The following is an 18,511-nucleotide window of genomic DNA, read 5'->3' on the forward strand; positions in this document are numbered from 1 at the left end:
CTTAGTATAACTCAAACGCTTGTTTACAACCAGTGCTGGGAGGCGCCCTCATGGTAAACAACGTTCATACAACTGTGACGTATAATGCTCGTACCTGCCATTCACCGGTCTTTTTTCTGGATTCTAGCATTGGCTTCATGGTAGATACAAATGAACGTAAGCTGCTTGGTAACGGGAGAAAAATGATAATGATTACTTGTTGAAGTAAAAAAAGCAGTGTAGTATTACACCACGCTAAGTATTATACTTAATTGTCAGTACTATACAGCATCCATTTTTTTGTGTCAAGCACTTTTTTTCACTGAGTAGGAGAATGTGCAAATAAAGTACGTAGCCGTATAAAGCTGGGATCCATTTTTCTATCATCACCAGAAACGTTGATTACTTTTATACCTGTAAATTTAACTGGATCCCAGTTTCAGGGCACTGGGATGACAGAAGAAAAAGGCCTGTATCGGCTACTTCGATGACACTCACAGCCCTGTCATTCCAGTGCGTGACGCTGGAATCCAGAAAAAAAAGAAAAATGGTCAAGCACTGACCCATTTAGTTATCTTTTCTCGTCTACCTTGTTTTGCCACCCTGCTGAACGGATACATACCGTTTGTTGCTTTTACTCTATGCTACCTTATCTGCCCTGCTTCAATCAGTAAGGGATTTCAATATTAACTCTGCACTACTTGCGGGATTGCTACTCTCTGTAATGGGTCTGCCAATTACGATATAATCAGCTCCTGAATTTATTGCTTCTTTTGGTGTTGCTGTCCTTTTTTGATCATCATGACCTCGATTCATACGGATTCCTGGAGTAATAATTTTAAAGTCTTTACCACATTCTTGGCGCACTTCTTGAGCTTCTAGTGCAGAGCAAACTACTCCATGTAGTCCAATCTTTTTTGCAAGCTTTGCTAGCAAAATTACCTGTGATTTTGCCTCCCTTGCTACTCCGAGTTCACTCAGATCTTCATTGCCCATACTAGTTAGTACTGTTACTCCAATTAGCTTTATTTTCTTTCCTTGCACTATACTTAGTGCTTCTTTAAGCATTTTTGTTCCACCACTGATATGCAATGTTAGCATTTCAACATCTAGAGCTTTTATTGCTTCAACTGTTCTAGCTACAGTGTTTGGAATATCATACAATTTTAGATCTAAAAAAATTGGTACATTGCATTTTGCAACTTCTCTCACTCCAGAAGGACCATGTGCAGCAAAAAATTCTAACCCAAGTTTTACCATGCCAACCTTATCACGCAGACCATTAGCCCAAGATATGGCTTCATTCAAATCTTGTGTATCCAGTGCGCATATTATTGGGTTCATTATCTTGTATAATTTTTTTTATAATAAGAGTAATTGTTGCATTTTACAATCCATATTCAGGGATTGGTCCACTTGCAATGCTTTGTACAGACACTGAACACGATAATCTGGTCGGAGTGGGTGAACGACTGGCATATCCAAGATCTTCCTGTAAAGAATCAGACGTTTCCTCCGATGTTTTGGAACCTTTCATTGGCTTGAATTGCACAAGCTGCCCTAATATAAATTTTATTTTCTGAGTCTCCCCTAATATTATTTTTTTGCTATAATCTTTAATTGTTTCATTTTCTCTTATTGATTCTTCTATCTTATCTATCACATATTGAAGTTGTTTTATTTGACTGTCTCGCTCTAAAAGTGAATTTCTTAAATTTTTCACTTCGTTATTACAATCTTGTCTTATTCTGTCTAACTCAAAAGATTGATTTTTAATTAAACCGTCTGCTTTATCTAGCTCTTCAAATTTCCTTTTTAACTCTTGAGATAAGTTTTTATTTTTCTGATCAATTTCTTTAAATTTACATTGTAATTCATCTAATTTCACACAAAGTTCTTCTTTTCTTTTATGTAATTCTTCTTTTTTCATATACAGTATATGTTTCTCTTTACGTAATTTGTCTATTTCCTTAGATAACTCCTCTTTTTCTTTAGATAATTTCTCTACTTCCTTATATAATTCCTCATATTTATCATTGTCTATTTTTCTTTTCAATTCGATTATAAGTTTTTTCCTCTCAGTTAGATTAGCTTCTTTTTCCTGTAACTGTTTACACAAATATGAGATTTTATGGAGTAGTTCTTTTTCTTGTGCAGCAAGCTCATCTTTCTCCTTCGTTACTTTTTCTAATTCGTCTGTTATTCCAATTATATGGATCATTTTTGCTTCTAATTTCTCCTCCAAAGATTTTTTTTCTTTAAGAAAAGATTTCCTCTCAGTTTCTATTTTTTGACCAAATTTTCTTTCTTCCTCGTATAAATTGTGCTTTTCTTGAGTCAACTCACGCTCTTTGTGAGCAAATTTCTTCTCCACTTTACTAGTGTCAATAATTATTTTATACAAAATCATAAAAGCCAAAACAGATAATACAGCTAAAGCGAGAATTAAAGAACTAGGTACATTAATAAGCGCTAAAGATGTAAGTAACGTGAGAGTAGCCAGAGAACTAGCTATAAAATAAAATGTATTATATTTATTAAGTAAATTGCTCATCACCTATACACAAAACTGCAGCAGTCTTGTATATATTGATTAAAATTGTCTTACCTGTAGAGGAGAACACTTATCACAATTTTACCAGTGATAAACTTTAGTTGATATTCTAACTAAACTCAAAATGCAAGGTGGCATCAGACAGGAGTAGAACATCTAGGAGTAGAACATCTACTAGAATATCCAAAATCTTCTGAATATGAAGCTTCATCCAGCTCTTTATTTGGTAGTGCTGATAAATCTCCATTACTTATATCTGAAGGAGGAAGGCTATCATTAGTTTGTACAGATATTTCTTCAATTACTCCTTTTATTTCTTGATCACTGACTCCAACATTCTTGATTAATTCCTCCAATCTATTCAAAATCTCTAATACAGTTTCCTGCGATATAATCACTTTATCTCCTTCTCTTACATTCTCTTTGAACAAATATATCATGTTTTTTGCCAAATCTTGTGCTAAGCTCACACGATTCTGATGAACTAATGAAGATTGATCATTCAAATCTGAAATTTCTTCTTTTATAGAATGCTTCTCAAATAGTAACTCTTTGTACTTTTCATGTTGAATTTGACTTTCTTCCTCCAGATTGATGCTATAATTTTCCAACTCTTCACTGTTTTTTCTTTCTTTATTAAGAATTTTTTCTAACTCTTTAATCCTACTGAAATATTTAGTTTCTTTCTCTTCCGATTGCTTACTTAGTTCTTCTAAATCTACAGTTAGTTTAATCACTTCTTGAGTTTTTTCATTTAACTTTTCTTGTAATCGTCTTTTTTCTTCTTCTAAATCCGATGATTTAAGTATTAAATCATAAGTTTCAGAACTTTCTTTTTGCAACTGCGCTTCTAACTCTGCTATTTTTTTCTCTTTCTTTTCTAAACATGTCATCAATTCTGTTACTTTTTTAGATTCTAATTCATGTGATTGATTTTTTAATCTCTGGATTTCATTGTCCTTATTACTTAACTTTTTTTGAGCATCATTCAGTTCTTGTTCTAACCTTTTATTTTCATTCATTGATTCAGCCAGTCCGTACTCTGATTTCCTTATTTGATCCTTTAGTCTTTTTACTCTGACATCTCGACCTTCAGCATATTCTTCCAAATTTTGCTTTTCTTTACTTAACTGTTGTATCTTTTCTTGCATTTCCCTTAACTTCTTATTTAACTTTTCCTTCTCTATTCTTTTCTCCTCAAATTCACTCTCTACCGAATCACTTAGCTGCTTGAGTTTTTGTGTTACTTCAGCCAAAACTTCATCTTTTTCCCTTACCTTTCCATTTAATTCCTCTACCTCTCTCATTTTTTGCTGTAATTGTTCTAATATAGTTTGATTATTTCCAGTTAATCTTGTATTTTCTTTTTCCAATTTATTAATTCTTTCGTTTAAGCTTTCATCTACAACTTGTGCAATTTTGTCTTGCATTTTAGTACTACCTATTTGAGCTTTTTTGATGCCACGCTCAATTTCTTGAGTTGTTTGAATGTTAATATTTCTATTACTATTTTCTATCACAATCTCAGATGATTTATGATTGCCTTTCTCCTTATTTCTAAATTTTATTTGATACAAGAATAAGTTACCTATTTTTACATCTTTATTTGCTTTCAATTGATCATCAGTAACACGATTACGCTCGATAAGTTCTATACCATTAGCATCAATATTAATTATAATAGTGCACTTTTTTCCGTCCTCATCACACCAATTCAGAGTCATTTCGTATGCACTATCAGTTACAACATAGTGCCTTATTCCTTCTTCAGAAACAAAACCGTGCATTCCATTTTTTCCATTGCTATGCAGAGTTGAAAACCCTGAAATTCCATTATCTTGACAGAAATTACTATTCAAAAACTCACTGACTTTGAATTTGTTTTTATTAGCTCCCAATTTAACTTCTGCACAACTACCATATATTGACACTGTTTCAACACCATCAACTATGTTTTTTAAAATTTTTTGAATTTAGTCTCATTTGTTGATAATTTTGTATTTTTATTCAATTGAAAAATGTATTTTGGCAACAAAAACCCTAGTTTATACAGAAAGAAATTTATATCAAACAGCAAGCACTGCTTAGATTTTATGGTTAACGAATATGTGCTTTAAATGTGTGTAGACGCACATATTCGTTAACCTATTTTCTATACAGATTTTTTTTATTTCATATTAATTGCTTCTTTAAGTCTTGCATTGGCAATTACTATGATTTTTCGCATTAGAGCTGTTATAGCTACCATCTTCTTTTTACCTCTACCAATAAGATCAGAATAAAAAGCACCAAGTGCAGATTTAGATCTTGCAGCAGCCATAGCAGCTGTGAAAAGCTTTGCACGAACGTTGCTTCTACCACCTGTTATCCTTCGATAACCAATAGTTTTACCGCTTTCTTTTGGATGTGGAGCAACTCCAGCAAGACTTGCAACTTCTTTTTTGTTTAGGTGGCCAAGTTCTGGCATTAGACACACAAAAACTTGTGATAACTTGAGACCTATTCCTGGCACTGTTCTCAAGATTTTTTGACGCTTTTGTAACTCTGGATTTTTATCAATAATTCTTTGTATGGCATCGTTGAACTCATTTATCTGACTGGTAAAAAAGTCTATTGTTTTTTGGCAACTTTCCTTTATATAGTCGTTTTCAGGTGCTGCAAGCCTACATTTCTCTTGAGTTCTCATTTGCGTAATGTCATCACGACGTTGACAGAGTGCAACTAAGGCGGTTTGTTCTTTTGACATACGCACAAATAGAGATAGAGCACTATAGCGTTCAAAACCATATTGAGCAAGGGCTCTTGCATCTGATTGATCTGTCTTTGCTAAAGTTCCATGTGATATGATAAAACTTTTTACTTTACGAGTATTAGCTCGATGTACAGCAACATTCTTATCAACAAGAAAATGTGCTAAGCCAAGCTCATATTTTCCAGTGTTTTCTAAAGTTACTAGAGAATTAGGTAGGATATCTGAAAATTTTTGAAACAACTGTTGCCAACCAGTAGCATCATTGTCAAACTTGATAGCTCTCCTTTGGTTATAAGCTGCAGCAACATTTTTAAATTTTCCGATATCAATGCCAATGAAATTTTGATAAGATGTAATCATAATAAATAACCTCGATAGTTTAATTAATTTAAGATTGTAAACGGGTGCATACATATGTCCCATGCAACTATTCAAACGTATCGAGAGATGGGGCTAGTTTACCTTGATGGCTACGGTTGTAATACCAACTTTCATTCGGTCGCACACGCCCGTGATAGCCCTATTCCTATAGTGAGTAGGGTTATCTTTCCCTCTTATCTCTTTTATATCACATTTTTAACTTACAACTTTCAATATACCCATTCAATACTTTTTTAGCCTTATCTTGAAGCTCTAGTCTCGCCTCCTTTACATTATTGAAATCTTGGATAACGGCTTTATACAATTCATCTTCATTAAAATTGGCATTGTATTTTATTAAAAAAGATAATATGTGAAGACTAGCTACAGCAGTGTGAATTGATTTATTCTTTTCTTTTATCTTACCGAGCAAAAACAAAAACCTTTGAATGAAGTCATGATAATCATCTTTTTGCTCTTCAATTTTATTATTATATGAATTACCAATCATTATTACCTCACAACTAAATAATTAGTATAGTAATACGAATGCTAAGTTACATCAATCAATAAACTTACAGTAAATTTTCCATTCTCAGTTATAAGCTCTGCTTCTGTACTCTCAACCCATTCTATCACTTCAGCATTGCAAACTGACTGCAAATCATGCTGAGCAGAATAATTTAACTCATCCTCTTTTACACTCGCTTTTATCATCAACTTTTGTATAAGATGCTTAACTGATACGTTATTATCTGCTTTTATTTTTCTCACAAGGTTTAATATCTGCACGAAATTATCTCCCATTTCTTCAGAATACTTATCATAGATAAGTTCTTCCTTGTTAGGCCAATTACTTTTATTGTGAACGGAGTTATAACTATACAACTGATGATATATTTCCTCTGTAATGTATGGCAAAAATGGTGCAAATAACCGCAAAATAATATTGAGTACATATGCCAAACTCTGTTTCGCACTCATGTTTGCCTCGCTGTCCAATGCATCTCCATATGCACGTTTTTTAACTAACTCTAAGTAATTATCACAAAAATCTTTCCAAAAAAATTCTTCTATTGCGCTCAAAGCTTCGCAGTATTCAAACTGTAATAGGTTGTTCGTCGTTTTTTCTATCACTTTATATAATTTGGACAATATCCACTTATCCATCGTCTCACTGATGGAATTTATGCTCAATGCTTGATGTTTTTCCATAAACATGGAAACAAATTTGCTAGCATTCCAAAGTTTCGTAACAAGTCGTTTGCCAATTTTGAAGATATTTTCAGAGTAGACTGTGTCAACTCCAAGTCTTGAGTTTGCTGCCCAATAGCGTACTACGTCAGCTCCATAGGTTTCAAGCATTACATGAGGAGTGATGATATTACCTTTTGATTTACTCATCTTTTTTTTATCATCAGCCAAACACCAACCACTAATCATGATATTTTTCCACGGCAGTGAATCTGCATGATAATGTGCCTTCAAAATCGTATAAAAAGCCCAAGTTCTTATTATCTCATGGCTTTGGCTGCGCAGATCTGCAGGAAATATCTTATCATACCGATGGCTTGGTAAACCGAGCTCACTGTTTACTGCCAGTGCACTTAATTGAGGAGTGATCGCACTTGTTGCCCAAGTATCCATCACATCTTGATCTGGAGTAACTTCTTCTTTAATATACCCTTTCGGCAAATCTTTGAGTGGATCTACAGGTAAATCCTTTACTTCAGCTAGAATGATTTTGCCTTCTTCTCCCTTACGTTTTGAATACCAAACTGGAAATGGTACACCAAAATAACGCTGTCTTGAGATGCACCAATCCCAACTTAGCCCTTCTATCCACACCTCTATACGTTTACGCATAGATTCTGGATGCCAATTACATTTACTCACTTTATCTAATACTTGAGTTTTTTGCTCTAAAGTCTTGACAAACCATTGATAAGTAGGTAATATTTCAAGCGGCGCACCAGATCTTTCAGCACATTTAACAGAATGAGAAATGCTAGTGCTTTCTATTAAAAGGCCCTTTTCAGTTAGGATTTCAATAATTCTCTTTCTTGCTTCTTTAACTCTTAGGCCATTTACTTCATCGTAGATTCCAGCGTCACGCGCTGGAGCGTGTGTCTCCTCTAATGGCTGGATTCCAGTGTCAAGCACTGGAATGTCACTCCCCTTTGTCATCCCAGTGCCTTGACACTGGGATCTATTATTACCATACACTGAATCTAGACTTATCCTACCATCCTGATCGATAATAATTTTCATCGGCAGACCATGCTTTTGCTGCCAATATATGTCGAGCTCATCACCAAACGTACAGCACATAACAAGCCCAGTACCTTTATCTATTTTAACTTTATCATCAGCTATTATTGGAACTTTTGCTCCTGTTATTGGCACCACGGCTATTTTTCCAATCAGCTGAGTGTAGCGTGCATCTTCTGGATGGCAAAAAACTGCAACACATGCTGGAAGCAACTCAGGCCGTGTAGTTGCAATCTTAATCTGCTCATTTTCTTCAGTGGAAAAAACTATCGTGTTCAAAAATGACTCAAAGACTTTATCCTCTATTTCTGCTTGTGCAATTGCAGTTTTATCGACTGGGTCCCAAAGAATAGGTTGCATTTTTTTGTATGCATACTCTTTATTATATAGATCAATGAATGACATTTGAGAAAGTGCCACAGCTTCTTTACTAATTGTGTGATACTCTAAATTCCAGTCATAACTAATACCGACTGATTTAAACAATTCCTTGAATTCCTGCTTTGACTTCTCAATAACTTCATGGCACATCTCTATAAATTCTTCTCTGCCAACTTCTTTTGCACGGGTTTTATAGGTCTGCTCAACTAACCTTTCAGTGGGAAGCCCATTATCATCAAACCCAATTGGATAAAATACATCTTTCCCCAGCATACGTTGAAACCTTGCAATAAAGTCCGTATGGCAATAGCTAAATATATGACCAATATGCAACTTTCCAGATATCGTTGGTGGAGGCGTATCTATAGTGAAAGTATTATCCTTTTCACCATTCCATTTATAAACTTTACTCCCTTCCCATAATATGTTGTATTTGTCTTCAATTTCCCTAAAGCTATACTTTTCTTCTAACATAAATATTTCTCAGTTTTAAGCTTTAAGTTATCACAATTGAGCAAATACAGCAATTTTAATGTCTGCCATTTAATTTAGCCTTGTTATGATACAAATTTTTCTTGATCTTATAATTTTTAATGTATTACATAATAAATTTTTAGTATTGAGGTTTATTATGCTTAACTTTCATAACTTAAAAGAGCTTATAGATATTCTAAGTAATCCATACTATGTGCCTCACCCAGCAAAAGTAGACTTAGTAGAATTGCTTGAAGACGTGCTGGAATTAAAAGATAAAAAAAGCCCAGAAGAGGCAATAACTACATTGAAAGATAAAATAAGAAATGAACTCAAAAGTGAAATGTCGAATGAACTGAAACAAAAAATAAATACTCAAATCCAGCAGTTACAGCAAGAAAAGAAAATATTAGAAACCAAAAATGAAGCAAATAAACAACTAAAAGAAAAAGCAACATATATCGCTACTGCTAGTACTGGTCTTGCTGTTGGGTTAGTAGTGTATATTACACTTGAACATACAAATAAATTGGACATGTGGTTAATCGTTGTTATAGCAACAGTATCTGCATTCTTAGCTGGTGATTTAATAATGAAACCTAGCTCTCAAGTAAATGGAACACAAGAACCACAAGGAGTAGCAAATAAGAATTCAGTGTAGCTTGATATAGTTTTTTTCATTTCACTGCCTTTCCAAATTTGAAGCAGGTTGTTTGAGCCATAGTACAAAGTAAATATAGTAATTTTACACTAAAATTTTTAGTTTTGTTTCTGTGGGTTAGTTGGTACGAGCCTTGCCTTTAAGAAGATGTAAAATCACAATTATTACGAATAACATTCCACCAATAACTGATATAGCTCCACCCGTAATAAAACAAGCACGTGCCAACATTGATGAAATACTTGGCAGATCTGCAACTTTTCTTAAGGCACCATATCCACCAAGCCAAACAAGTCCAGTAATGTGGAGAAAATGTCCCAAGCTATATGCATAAATCTGTAATCTTACTATGGAGCTTTTTATTTCTTTACAGCCCAATTTTGGTAACAGCCAGTAGACAAAATTCATAAAAGCTATAGTAATACCAACTACAGAACCATGATAATGCGCAGGAATAGTGACATTTCCTTCAATAGTTAGCACTCCAAGCACACCTCCATAAATGAACAATACAAACGAGTGAAGAAGATAATTGCCCTTATCATTGAGCAGAGTTTTTATGTTGCAATACACTAATATTGTTAAAAAGCACGGCAGAACTGCTCCAGCAATTCTCATATGCCAGGTAAAAAACTGTATCAATTCAGCACTATCCGCCGAATAAATAAAGTATATAAACGGCGCACCTACGGTCAAAACTGTGTTTATAAATAGTGGTAAAATGGTAATTTTATTTAGACTAATATAGCGAGCATTCAGTATGATCAAATAAACTAAAAACATTGCTTGAGCAAAGGCAAACTGCAGTAAATGTCCGCCTCCCCAAAAGAGATATTCATAAAATAAATTCTTGTCTGAGTGATATAGACCTGGAGGCATATTTTTATGTGCTAAAACAACACAAAGAAATGATGACACAAGTATAATGACCAGGCCAATTTGTCCGATTGAAAGATATGAGTCTTGTTTATTTGATATGTAGGCTAGAGCTGTATTTATCAATATGCTGGTAATGAAAAGACTGAGTCCAAGTAAAAATAATTTGTTTTGTAATACAGGTATATAGTTACTTTTGATAACTTCAGTATTTGGAACAAATGCAGATATAAACATTAGCAGCATGGAAAGGATTGAGAGAATCCATGAGAAGTTAAACCAATGATTGGTGTTTTTTAAGTTTATGATGAAGAGCAGAGATATTATAGAGCACATCCATACCAAAATTGACAAATTTACGTGTATCACCAGTGCATTATCAAAGATATATTGTGCAGAAGGAATGAGAGAAGAAATAAAAGGCAATCGTAGAAAAATAACAATTATTGACAGCAGTCCAGAACAAGCAAGAGCAAGTACTGCCAAGAATATCCATTGCCTGCAAAGTGAAGCGTTATTTTGTATGTTGAGCATTTATTTTTAGGTACTATAGCATAAGATAGTATACATTTTTCAAATTGATATGAGTAGTTCAAATGAATGACATCACAACAATATCTTTCATCCTGAAAATGCTGCCTGTTTCATATTGGAGTAGTATTACTGACAGCATTAGTTTGAGCTATAGATATTTCTTTTAGTCCATACTTGATAAAAGTTATTACAGTAAGAGAATCTTTACATAATGGTATGACATTACGTTAATGCTTTTGATCCACAATTAAGAACATTTTCGTTGTGATTTACGTTTCTAGTATGTATATTAATGAATCTTGTTTTCACTAAATAATGAAAATAATAATTGTCATGATAATGTTATTGTATAGTAACTATACAATGGCAAGCGAACGAATAAGTTTAGTAGATAAAAAATTATCTCAAGGATATGTAGCTCCAATACTTACAGAAAATAGCGTTATTTTACCAGACAAGCACGGTACCTTATATTCCTTTGATATCGATAACCCAAGAGTTATAAATTGGAAATTATACCTCTCAAGTAGGAAAAAAATTGGTAATATGAGTTTATCGAGCTACAAAGAAAACGTTTTCTTCATAGTGGATAACATTCTACACACAATAGATGCGAAAACAGGAGAGATTCAATGGGAAAAAGAATTAAGAGCTCCGGTAAGAGGGAAAACAGTAGTAATAAACAATAAGTTGGTAGTGTTGACTATTGATAACTATCTGCATGCATTTAGTATAAAAGATGGCAGTTCCATTTGGAATTATCAAAATGGTATAAATGAGGTTCGAGGTTTGTATTCCATCTCACCAGCAATCTCCAATGATAAAATAATAGCACCATTTTCAAATGGTGAATTGATAGCTTTTAATGAAGACGGTAAAAAATTGTGGAGCCAAAAATTGGCTACAAACCTTTTGGATACACAGCTTACAGATGTAACTACTACACCTAGAGTACACGATAATATCTTAATAGCTACGAGCAACTCTTATATTTATAGCATTGACGTAAACTCAGGAAATATTTTATGGTCAAGGCCACTACAAGTAAAAAGTATATCAAACATTGAGTCATATTATAGCCCTCTTATTCCTGCAGAGAAACAAAAAGAAGGCGGAAGAATTTTCATGGTGACTAAAGATAATAAGGTAATTGGCATCGACATACAAAGTGGAAAAACAGTTTGGACATCTGATTTTATAGAGAATGTGCAATTGTTTGTTCCAATTATGTATGCCCATACGCTTTGGGTAACAAGTAATAAAGGTTCAATATTTGTTTTTCCTGGATCTGAAAGTACAGGAAGGGTAATTAAAATACCTGGTAATGTGTTTCATGCTCCAGTATTTACCCATGGTAAGATGTATATAACGACTGAAGGAAATGGTGTTTATTCTTTAGAAAATAGGTTTGTTTTTTATGACTGATTATGATTTGATTATTATAGGTGGTGGTCCAGGTGGTTACAAATGCGCTATTGCTGCTGCAAAACTTGGACTCAAAGTTGCTTGTATAGACAAAAATAGCATTTTTGGTGGCACGTGTTTGCGAGTTGGGTGTATACCATCAAAAGCATTACTCCATTCCTCTTATCAGTATGCTAGCGCGAAAAATAATCTATCAAAACTTGGCATAAAAGTTAAGGATGTAAGTCTCGATTTGAAAGAAATGCTAGGCTATAAAGACGCTAGAGTTCAGGAACTTGGAAAAGGCATAGAATATCTGTTTAACCTTTACAAAATTACTAACATCAATGGACTTGGAAAAATTACTTCTTTTGATCAAGGCAATCTTGAAGTTTCAGTTGAAGGTAAGGTACTGAAGGCAAAAAATATAGTAATTGCAACTGGTTCTGATGTTAGTTCTCTACCAGGAATTGATATTGATGAGAAAAATATCATTTCATCAACTGGTGCATTGTCTTTAACTGAAGTACCAAAAAAACTTGTCGTAATCGGAGCCGGGGCAATAGGGCTTGAAATGTCTTCTGTATGGAGGAGGCTAGGGTCTGAAGTCACTGTAGTAGAATTTTTTGACAGAATCGCTTCAGCAATTGATGGAGAATTAAGTAAGTCTCTACTTTCTAGTCTACAAAAACAAGGAATAAAATTTTTACTTAGCACTAAAGTTGAGGGAATAAAACAAAGTAGTAACTCTTTGAGTGTGAAAGTTTGCTCTGTAAAAGATAATCAAACAAACACTATAGAGGCGGATAAGGTATTGGTGGCAGCAGGGCGCAAACCATGCTCTGAGGGTCTTGAAAAAATAGAAAAAGACAGTCGTGGCTTTATTAAAGTCAACAATAGTTATGAAACCAACGTAAAAGGAATATTTGCTATTGGTGATGTGATTGGTGGAGCAATGCTTGCTCACAAAGCTGAGGAAGAAGGGGTGGCAGTTGCAGAGATACTAGCAAGGCAATTGCCTCACGTTGATTATGAAATCATACCGTCAGTCATTTACACCCACCCTGCAGTTTCTTCAATCGGTAAAACTGAAGAAGAACTAAAAAGTGCTGGTCGAAAGTATAAAGTTGGTAAATGTCAATTTGCTGCAAACGGTAGAGCAAAAGTCACTGACGATGCTGAGGGATTCGTGAAAGTTCTGACTTGTAGCAAAGCAGATACAATACTCGGTGTACATATCATAGGAGCATACGCTGATACGCTAATCAATGAAGCAGCGGTTGCAATGGCATATGGTGCAGCAGCAGAGGATATATACAGAATTTGTCACTCTCATCCTGATATAAATGAAGCCTTTAGGGATGCGTGCATCGATGCTTTCTTTAAAAAGTAACTGTGGACCTCGGTTCAATCATTGAAAAATGGTATGATTGGCTAAAGTACAACAGGTCTTACTCACCAAACACTTTGGAGTCATACATGAGGGACCTCAAGGATCTTATAAGTTTCCTAAATACTCACATTGGTGAAGAAGTAAATGTTGGCTCTTTAGAAAAATTAAGCATACCTGAACTGAGAAGTTGGTTTACCTCTCGTTATGCAAGAGGTGTAAATGCGAGATCTAACACTCGCGCATTGTCAGTAATCAGAAATTTTTTCAAATATATAAAAAACAATTATGAAATAAATAATGAAGCGGTATTTTCTTTATCAAGGCCAATTCAGAGAAGAACTCTACCTAAAGCACTTTCAATATCTAACATAGAAACTCTATTGAAAGAAATGAAATTGCCTGATCTAGGCGAGCCTTGGGTGGTAAAAAGAGAAATTGCAATTGTCGTTCTGCTATATGGTACGGGCTTAAGAATCACTGAAGCACTGAATCTTAAGGTTAGTGATATTAGCAATGAAAGTTTAATAGTAACAGGTAAGGGAGATAAACAAAGGCAGGTATTTATTCTTCCAGTAGTAAAAAAGTGTATACAAAAATATATAAAAGCTTGTCCCCACTTTGACGAAGCGGGACATCTTTTTGTCGGGGTAAGAGGAAAAAAATTGGGAAGAACTTATGTTGCTAATCGTTTGCAAAAAATAAGAAGATTTTTAAACTTACCAGAAATTTTATCTCCACATGCATTTCGCCATAGTTTTGCTACTCATTTGCTTCAGGAAGATATTGACATAAGATCAATACAACAGCTGCTTGGCCACTCAAGCCTTGAAACTACTCAAGTTTACACTCACCTAAATTATCAAGATGTCTTCAATATGTATAAAAACTTTCAGAAGAGTTTGAATAAAAAATCGAAATCTTAACTTCGTCTTAAATCGATAATATTGCCGAACTGAGTGCTTGCAACATCATTCAGTACTGTACTTGCTTTATATAAGCAATAGTGACCAGCAGAGAAGAAAGCAAAAACGTTTTGCAAAAGGTTATGAATGAAAGAGAATAGACAGCAGAATTTAAATTAGAAGCTATGTAAAGAAACAAGTCAAGCAAATAGCAAAAGAGCTAGGCTCTGTGTACAAAATGTTAGCAGGTCAAATTAATTGAGGACGGGGATTTGCGACTAAAGTTCATGCACTTGTTGACGTACTGGGAAACCCATTCAAATTTATTTTGACCTCAGGCTAGAGGAACAAAATTACTCAGTTGACTAAAAATGTCTCTAGCTACACTATATGGCTTCTTTAAAATTTTGTTTACAGAGCCTAGAAAGAAAGCTGAGGAAAAGTAGAGGTTACCTTTACATATGAACTACATCTCAACCTGATATTGTCGTTCCTAATATGTTGGATTTCTTGCATAACTCGAATTCAAAAGTTGATGTCATTCCAGCGCGTGACACTGGAATCCAGATATTGGGTTCCAGCTGGGATGACACCTGTTTATGCAAGAAATCTATTGAAAATTGAGTTAAACTAAAAATTCAGTTTGACACACTTTTGTTAAACATTTTTGGGACGTTAAAATAAACAGATAAATAATTTTCTCTTAAGCTACTTCAACACTTTCATCATGGGTTAAAAGCAACTCCACAAGCTCTTGATTATCAGTTACATAATCCAATGCTGTCTTTCCCTCATTATTTTTAGCGTTAACGTCAGCACCTTGTTCTACAAAATATCTTACCACAGCAACTTTTTCCTTGACAGTAGCACAGTGTAATGGAGTATTACCACCTTTATCCATAGCATCAACATAAGCACCTTCTCGAATCAGGTATGCTGCAATATCGTAACTTCCAAACAAAGCAGAATAGTGTAATGGAGTTCTATCATGTCCATCTTTAGCATCAACATAAGCACCTTTGTCAATCAAGCATTTTACTATGCTCAGTTTTCCACTATGTACAGCACAGTGTAATGGAGTACCACTCCGAAACAGTTCCACAGCATTAGCGTTAACGTTAGCGCATTTATTCACTAAGCATTTCACAACATTCAGCTTTCCATCATAAGCAGCAACATGTAGCGCAGTAACACCATATTTGTTTTTAGTGTTAACATCAGCACCTTTATCAATAAGATGTTTAACAATATCTAACTCTCTAATAACAGCTACATATAATGGGGTGTTGCCATCTTCATCTTTAGCGTCAATATCAGCACCCTTATCGATCAGTAGCTTTACCATATCAAATCCTCCACTCTCGATAGCCCAGTATAATGGAGTTCTATCATGTCCATCTTTAGCATCAACATTAGCACCTTTGCTGATCAGGCATTTCACCATATCCATCTCTTCCCTTATAGCAGCCAGATGCAATGGAGAAAAACCATATCCATTTTTAGCATTAATGATTTCGTAAAGCTTATCCGGATGTTTGTCCTCTATATGCGTTAGTATGGTTTCAATTATTTCATAATCATTACTTTCAACAAGTAGATGTAAATTAGTATCCTTTATGGGAAAAATAAGCTCAAAGTTAGGATAGCGTTGATATACCCAAATATGATTAAAATAAAAATTATCAATCAACCTACTGTACTTACTTGCATATTTCCAAGTGGATGAAATATGAATCACACTGTATTGTGTTATACTACCGGTATTTGTCAAATCCAGACCTCCTCTTAAGGCTTCTTCTTCTCGTTTTAACTGACTATTTATCAATTCCAAAGCTTTCCTAAGAACTTCTTCCTCTCTACCTTTCTCTTGCAATTTTAATCTTGTTACTTCCTGTACTAACCTATGGACATTTAATACACTTTGGTTTTGTTCACCGCCCACCATGGAATATCTCACAAGTAAACGGATGGCTAGCTTTAACTGCTTTTTCTTATAATCACTTACCGAATTTAAGAATATTTCTCTAGCGATTTTATCAGGTGCAAAATAAGCCAAAACATCTAAAATCTCTGAAGCTAATGGTCCATATTGTTCATCACTTCTTACTTTATCCATCGTAACTTCCCAAGCTGTAAAAGTTGTTTTAGTATAGTTATTATCAATTCCTTGAAATATTTTAGACTTAAGCAACTTCTTAGCTTTCTTTTCATACTCTTTTAGGTAATCACTAATTTTAAACTTCTCTATTATTCTCTGATCTTCGATATATGATATTGCTTGTTGTATAGCTAAAGGAAAGCATTGCAACCTTCTTACCAAATTTTCTATCTCCCGATCTTGCGATTTATCTTTTTTTAGTATATTAAATCCTTTTTTAACAAACTCTATAGCGTCTCTTTGTTCCAATTCTCCTAGCTTTATAACGTCTATTCCCTTTTCCAGTTCCTGATCATGCGAGGTAATCAAAATATGAGGCTTGTTAAGATCAGGAGATAAAGAAAATGGCAAAAATTTACTTATCTTTTTGTACTCTTGAACGTTATCGAAAATGAACAGGCTCCTCCTTCTTGCGAAGAAAGCATATACTTCTCTAACAATAGTTTCTATCGTTTTGTCGTTTCCATACTTATCTTTAGGGGAAATACCTAATCTATTTCTAGCTAACCTTAAGAAAGAATCTTTCATAGCTTCAAAGTTTTCAGCGTCTATCCATATAACATTGTCGTCATAATATCTTCTATATTTACAAGCATATTTTCTAGCTAACTGGCTTTTTCCCATCCCCCCAGGACCACTAATAGACGTTATGTATGAAATTACAGCACCTTTGGGATTGCGTTGTAGCGAATCATGTAGCATTCCCAATTCCTCATCTCTTCCTGTAAATAGTCTGACTGGACCTCTTACATCAAACCATACCGCTCCTAAAATTTCCTCTCTTATTTTTTCAAAAAACTCATTTATTTCTTCATGTGATAGAAACTTTCCCTCTCTTGCTTTCATCCAATCCAGAACTTCTACCAGAAAGCGACCATAAACGTTCTTTTTATCGATATTATTAAATTCTTTGCCTAACTCATTCTCAATGATTTCCGCTAGTTTTATCTCGTTAGGTTGATTTACTGCAAATACTAATTTATCAAAAAATTCCCTTATATTCTCTTCTAACTTGCCTTCATTTGTCATTCGCTCAAACTCACGTTGCCATACCTGATTTCTTTCCAATTTTCTTTTTGAGTTTTGATCTGATTTACCTTGAAGTTCTTTTATCTCCTTTTCCAATTCTTCTATTGCTTCTTTTACAGCACTCTTAAATGCCGGTTGCACTATTGAAATCATGTTATCGTGAGTACAAGAGAACTTGTATCTCGTACCGCCGTATTTAAAAAAAATATCACTAGTGCTTATTACTTCAACTGCAATTTCTATTCCTTTGTTTGGTCCCGAAGTTTTTGCTTTCAACTTTTTTATTGTATTTTGTGTTGTACTTTGAGCTAGATCGAAACCGATATTAGTACAGATAGTAAAGTCCTTTAGGTCACCATCTGCAAAATCTGGATTAATTTTAATCTTTAGATAGGAAACAAAATATTTTGGAACGCTAAATTCACCACTTTTATTTTTTGAAAGCAATTTACCTACACCGATTTTTTCGCATTCATTTTGCTTGTGTTTGTTTTGTATAAACCTATGTACTATTTTTTCATTTTTCCTATCCTGAAAAACAATATCATCAAAACCCGTAGCTGATTCCATTTCTGTAGCTAAACGGAAAGAATATCCAACATCTACTGCACGTTTGAGAAGCAGCATTACCCACTTTAGTTGGTAGATATCACCATGAAGAGACCGCTTTCTTCCCCAAGCAGGATAAGTTTCAGGCATCCTCAACCTCACATAATTTTAAAAACAGTACCAACAAATGGTAAAAAAGTTATATGTCATGATATACAGATATCGTAACAAAGA

The 18,511-nt window shown here is 34.2% G+C and carries 13 protein-coding genes; 5 read left to right on the plus strand and 8 right to left on the minus strand.

The features are described from left to right. Positions 1–50: 50 nt before the first annotated feature. Complete coding sequence (locus ABWU65_RS06615) at positions 51–203, plus strand: hypothetical protein (RefSeq protein ID WP_156220886.1); 153 nt, start codon at positions 51–53, stop codon at positions 201–203. A gap of 439 nt (positions 204–642) precedes the next feature. On the opposite strand, the gene pyrF is transcribed toward ABWU65_RS06615, so the two are convergent. The 6 genes from pyrF to ABWU65_RS06645 all read right to left on the minus strand — a co-directional run bounded on the left by pyrF (position 643) and on the right by ABWU65_RS06645 (position 8,771). Further along, positions 643–1,323, minus strand: coding sequence for an orotidine-5'-phosphate decarboxylase (gene pyrF / locus ABWU65_RS06620; RefSeq protein WP_012481735.1), 681 nt, complete (start codon positions 1,321–1,323; stop codon positions 643–645). Positions 1,324–1,366: 43 nt separating this feature from the next. Continuing rightward, positions 1,367–2,533, minus strand: coding sequence for a hypothetical protein (locus tag ABWU65_RS06625; RefSeq protein ID WP_214303371.1), 1,167 nt, complete (start codon positions 2,531–2,533; stop codon positions 1,367–1,369). A 137-nt stretch (positions 2,534–2,670) separates the two neighbouring features. Then, entirely contained in the window at positions 2,671–4,464 is a 1,794-nt protein-coding gene (locus ABWU65_RS06630) for a hypothetical protein (RefSeq protein WP_410541923.1), read from the minus strand. A gap of 236 nt (positions 4,465–4,700) precedes the next feature. Next, positions 4,701–5,645 (minus strand): IS110 family transposase, encoded by a 945-nt coding sequence (locus ABWU65_RS06635; RefSeq protein WP_353279985.1) that lies wholly within the window; start codon positions 5,643–5,645, stop codon positions 4,701–4,703. Between the two features lie 208 nt (positions 5,646–5,853). Then, positions 5,854–6,156 (minus strand): hypothetical protein, encoded by a 303-nt coding sequence (locus ABWU65_RS06640; RefSeq protein WP_353280500.1) that lies wholly within the window; start codon positions 6,154–6,156, stop codon positions 5,854–5,856. Between the two features lie 41 nt (positions 6,157–6,197). After that, on the minus strand, positions 6,198–8,771 hold the full coding sequence (locus ABWU65_RS06645) for a valine--tRNA ligase (RefSeq protein WP_353280501.1): 2,574 nt from the start codon (positions 8,769–8,771) through the stop codon (positions 6,198–6,200). Positions 8,772–8,928: 157 nt separating this feature from the next. Here ABWU65_RS06645 and ABWU65_RS06650 point away from each other — a divergent pair, with 157 nt between their 5' ends. Then, positions 8,929–9,432: a hypothetical protein gene (locus ABWU65_RS06650; protein WP_007302751.1), complete on the plus strand. Its 504-nt coding sequence runs from the start codon at positions 8,929–8,931 to the stop codon at positions 9,430–9,432. A gap of 117 nt (positions 9,433–9,549) precedes the next feature. On the opposite strand, the gene ABWU65_RS06655 is transcribed toward ABWU65_RS06650, so the two are convergent. Then, positions 9,550–10,842, minus strand: a complete 1,293-nt coding sequence (locus ABWU65_RS06655) for a cbb3-type cytochrome c oxidase subunit I (protein WP_007302752.1) — start codon at positions 10,840–10,842, stop codon at positions 9,550–9,552. A 315-nt stretch (positions 10,843–11,157) separates the two neighbouring features. Between ABWU65_RS06655 and ABWU65_RS06660 the strand changes: the two genes are divergently transcribed. From ABWU65_RS06660 to ABWU65_RS06670, 3 genes are read left to right on the plus strand one after another with little or no spacing between them, the layout of a single operon-like run. Beyond that, entirely contained in the window at positions 11,158–12,267 is a 1,110-nt protein-coding gene (locus tag ABWU65_RS06660; protein WP_353280503.1) for a PQQ-binding-like beta-propeller repeat protein, read from the plus strand. After that, positions 12,260–13,639, plus strand: coding sequence for a dihydrolipoyl dehydrogenase (lpdA, locus tag ABWU65_RS06665; protein WP_353280504.1), 1,380 nt, complete (start codon positions 12,260–12,262; stop codon positions 13,637–13,639). The genes ABWU65_RS06660 and lpdA overlap by 8 nt, the downstream gene beginning before the upstream one ends. A gap of 2 nt (positions 13,640–13,641) precedes the next feature. After that, positions 13,642–14,562: a tyrosine-type recombinase/integrase gene (locus ABWU65_RS06670; protein ID WP_010401376.1), complete on the plus strand. Its 921-nt coding sequence runs from the start codon at positions 13,642–13,644 to the stop codon at positions 14,560–14,562. Positions 14,563–15,244: 682 nt separating this feature from the next. On the opposite strand, the gene ABWU65_RS06675 is transcribed toward ABWU65_RS06670, so the two are convergent. After that, positions 15,245–18,427: an ankyrin repeat domain-containing protein gene (locus ABWU65_RS06675; RefSeq protein ID WP_353280506.1), complete on the minus strand. Its 3,183-nt coding sequence runs from the start codon at positions 18,425–18,427 to the stop codon at positions 15,245–15,247. Between the last annotated feature and the right edge of the window lie 84 nt (positions 18,428–18,511).

This window comes from Wolbachia endosymbiont (group B) of Silvanus unidentatus (assembly GCF_964028615.1).
Taxonomy (GTDB): Bacteria; Pseudomonadota; Alphaproteobacteria; order Rickettsiales; family Anaplasmataceae; genus Wolbachia.

What these genes read in the sequence shown, in the direction of transcription:
- ABWU65_RS06615 (WP_156220886.1), top strand. Translation starts at nt 51, where the DNA reads ATGGTAAACAACGTTCATACAACTGTGACGTATAATGCTCGTACCTGC.
- pyrF (WP_012481735.1), bottom strand. Translation starts at nt 1,323, where the DNA reads ATGAACCCAATAATATGCGCACTGGATACACAAGATTTGAATGAAGCC.
- ABWU65_RS06625 (WP_214303371.1), bottom strand. Translation starts at nt 2,533, where the DNA reads ATGAGCAATTTACTTAATAAATATAATACATTTTATTTTATAGCTAGT.
- ABWU65_RS06635 (WP_353279985.1), bottom strand. Translation starts at nt 5,645, where the DNA reads ATGATTACATCTTATCAAAATTTCATTGGCATTGATATCGGAAAATTT.
- ABWU65_RS06640 (WP_353280500.1), bottom strand. Translation starts at nt 6,156, where the DNA reads ATGATTGGTAATTCATATAATAATAAAATTGAAGAGCAAAAAGATGAT.
- ABWU65_RS06645 (WP_353280501.1), bottom strand. Translation starts at nt 8,771, where the DNA reads ATGTTAGAAGAAAAGTATAGCTTTAGGGAAATTGAAGACAAATACAAC.
- ABWU65_RS06650 (WP_007302751.1), top strand. Translation starts at nt 8,929, where the DNA reads ATGCTTAACTTTCATAACTTAAAAGAGCTTATAGATATTCTAAGTAAT.
- ABWU65_RS06655 (WP_007302752.1), bottom strand. Translation starts at nt 10,842, where the DNA reads ATGCTCAACATACAAAATAACGCTTCACTTTGCAGGCAATGGATATTC.
- ABWU65_RS06660 (WP_353280503.1), top strand. Translation starts at nt 11,158, where the DNA reads ATGAAAATAATAATTGTCATGATAATGTTATTGTATAGTAACTATACA.
- lpdA (WP_353280504.1), top strand. Translation starts at nt 12,260, where the DNA reads ATGACTGATTATGATTTGATTATTATAGGTGGTGGTCCAGGTGGTTAC.
- ABWU65_RS06675 (WP_353280506.1), bottom strand. Translation starts at nt 18,427, where the DNA reads ATGCCTGAAACTTATCCTGCTTGGGGAAGAAAGCGGTCTCTTCATGGT.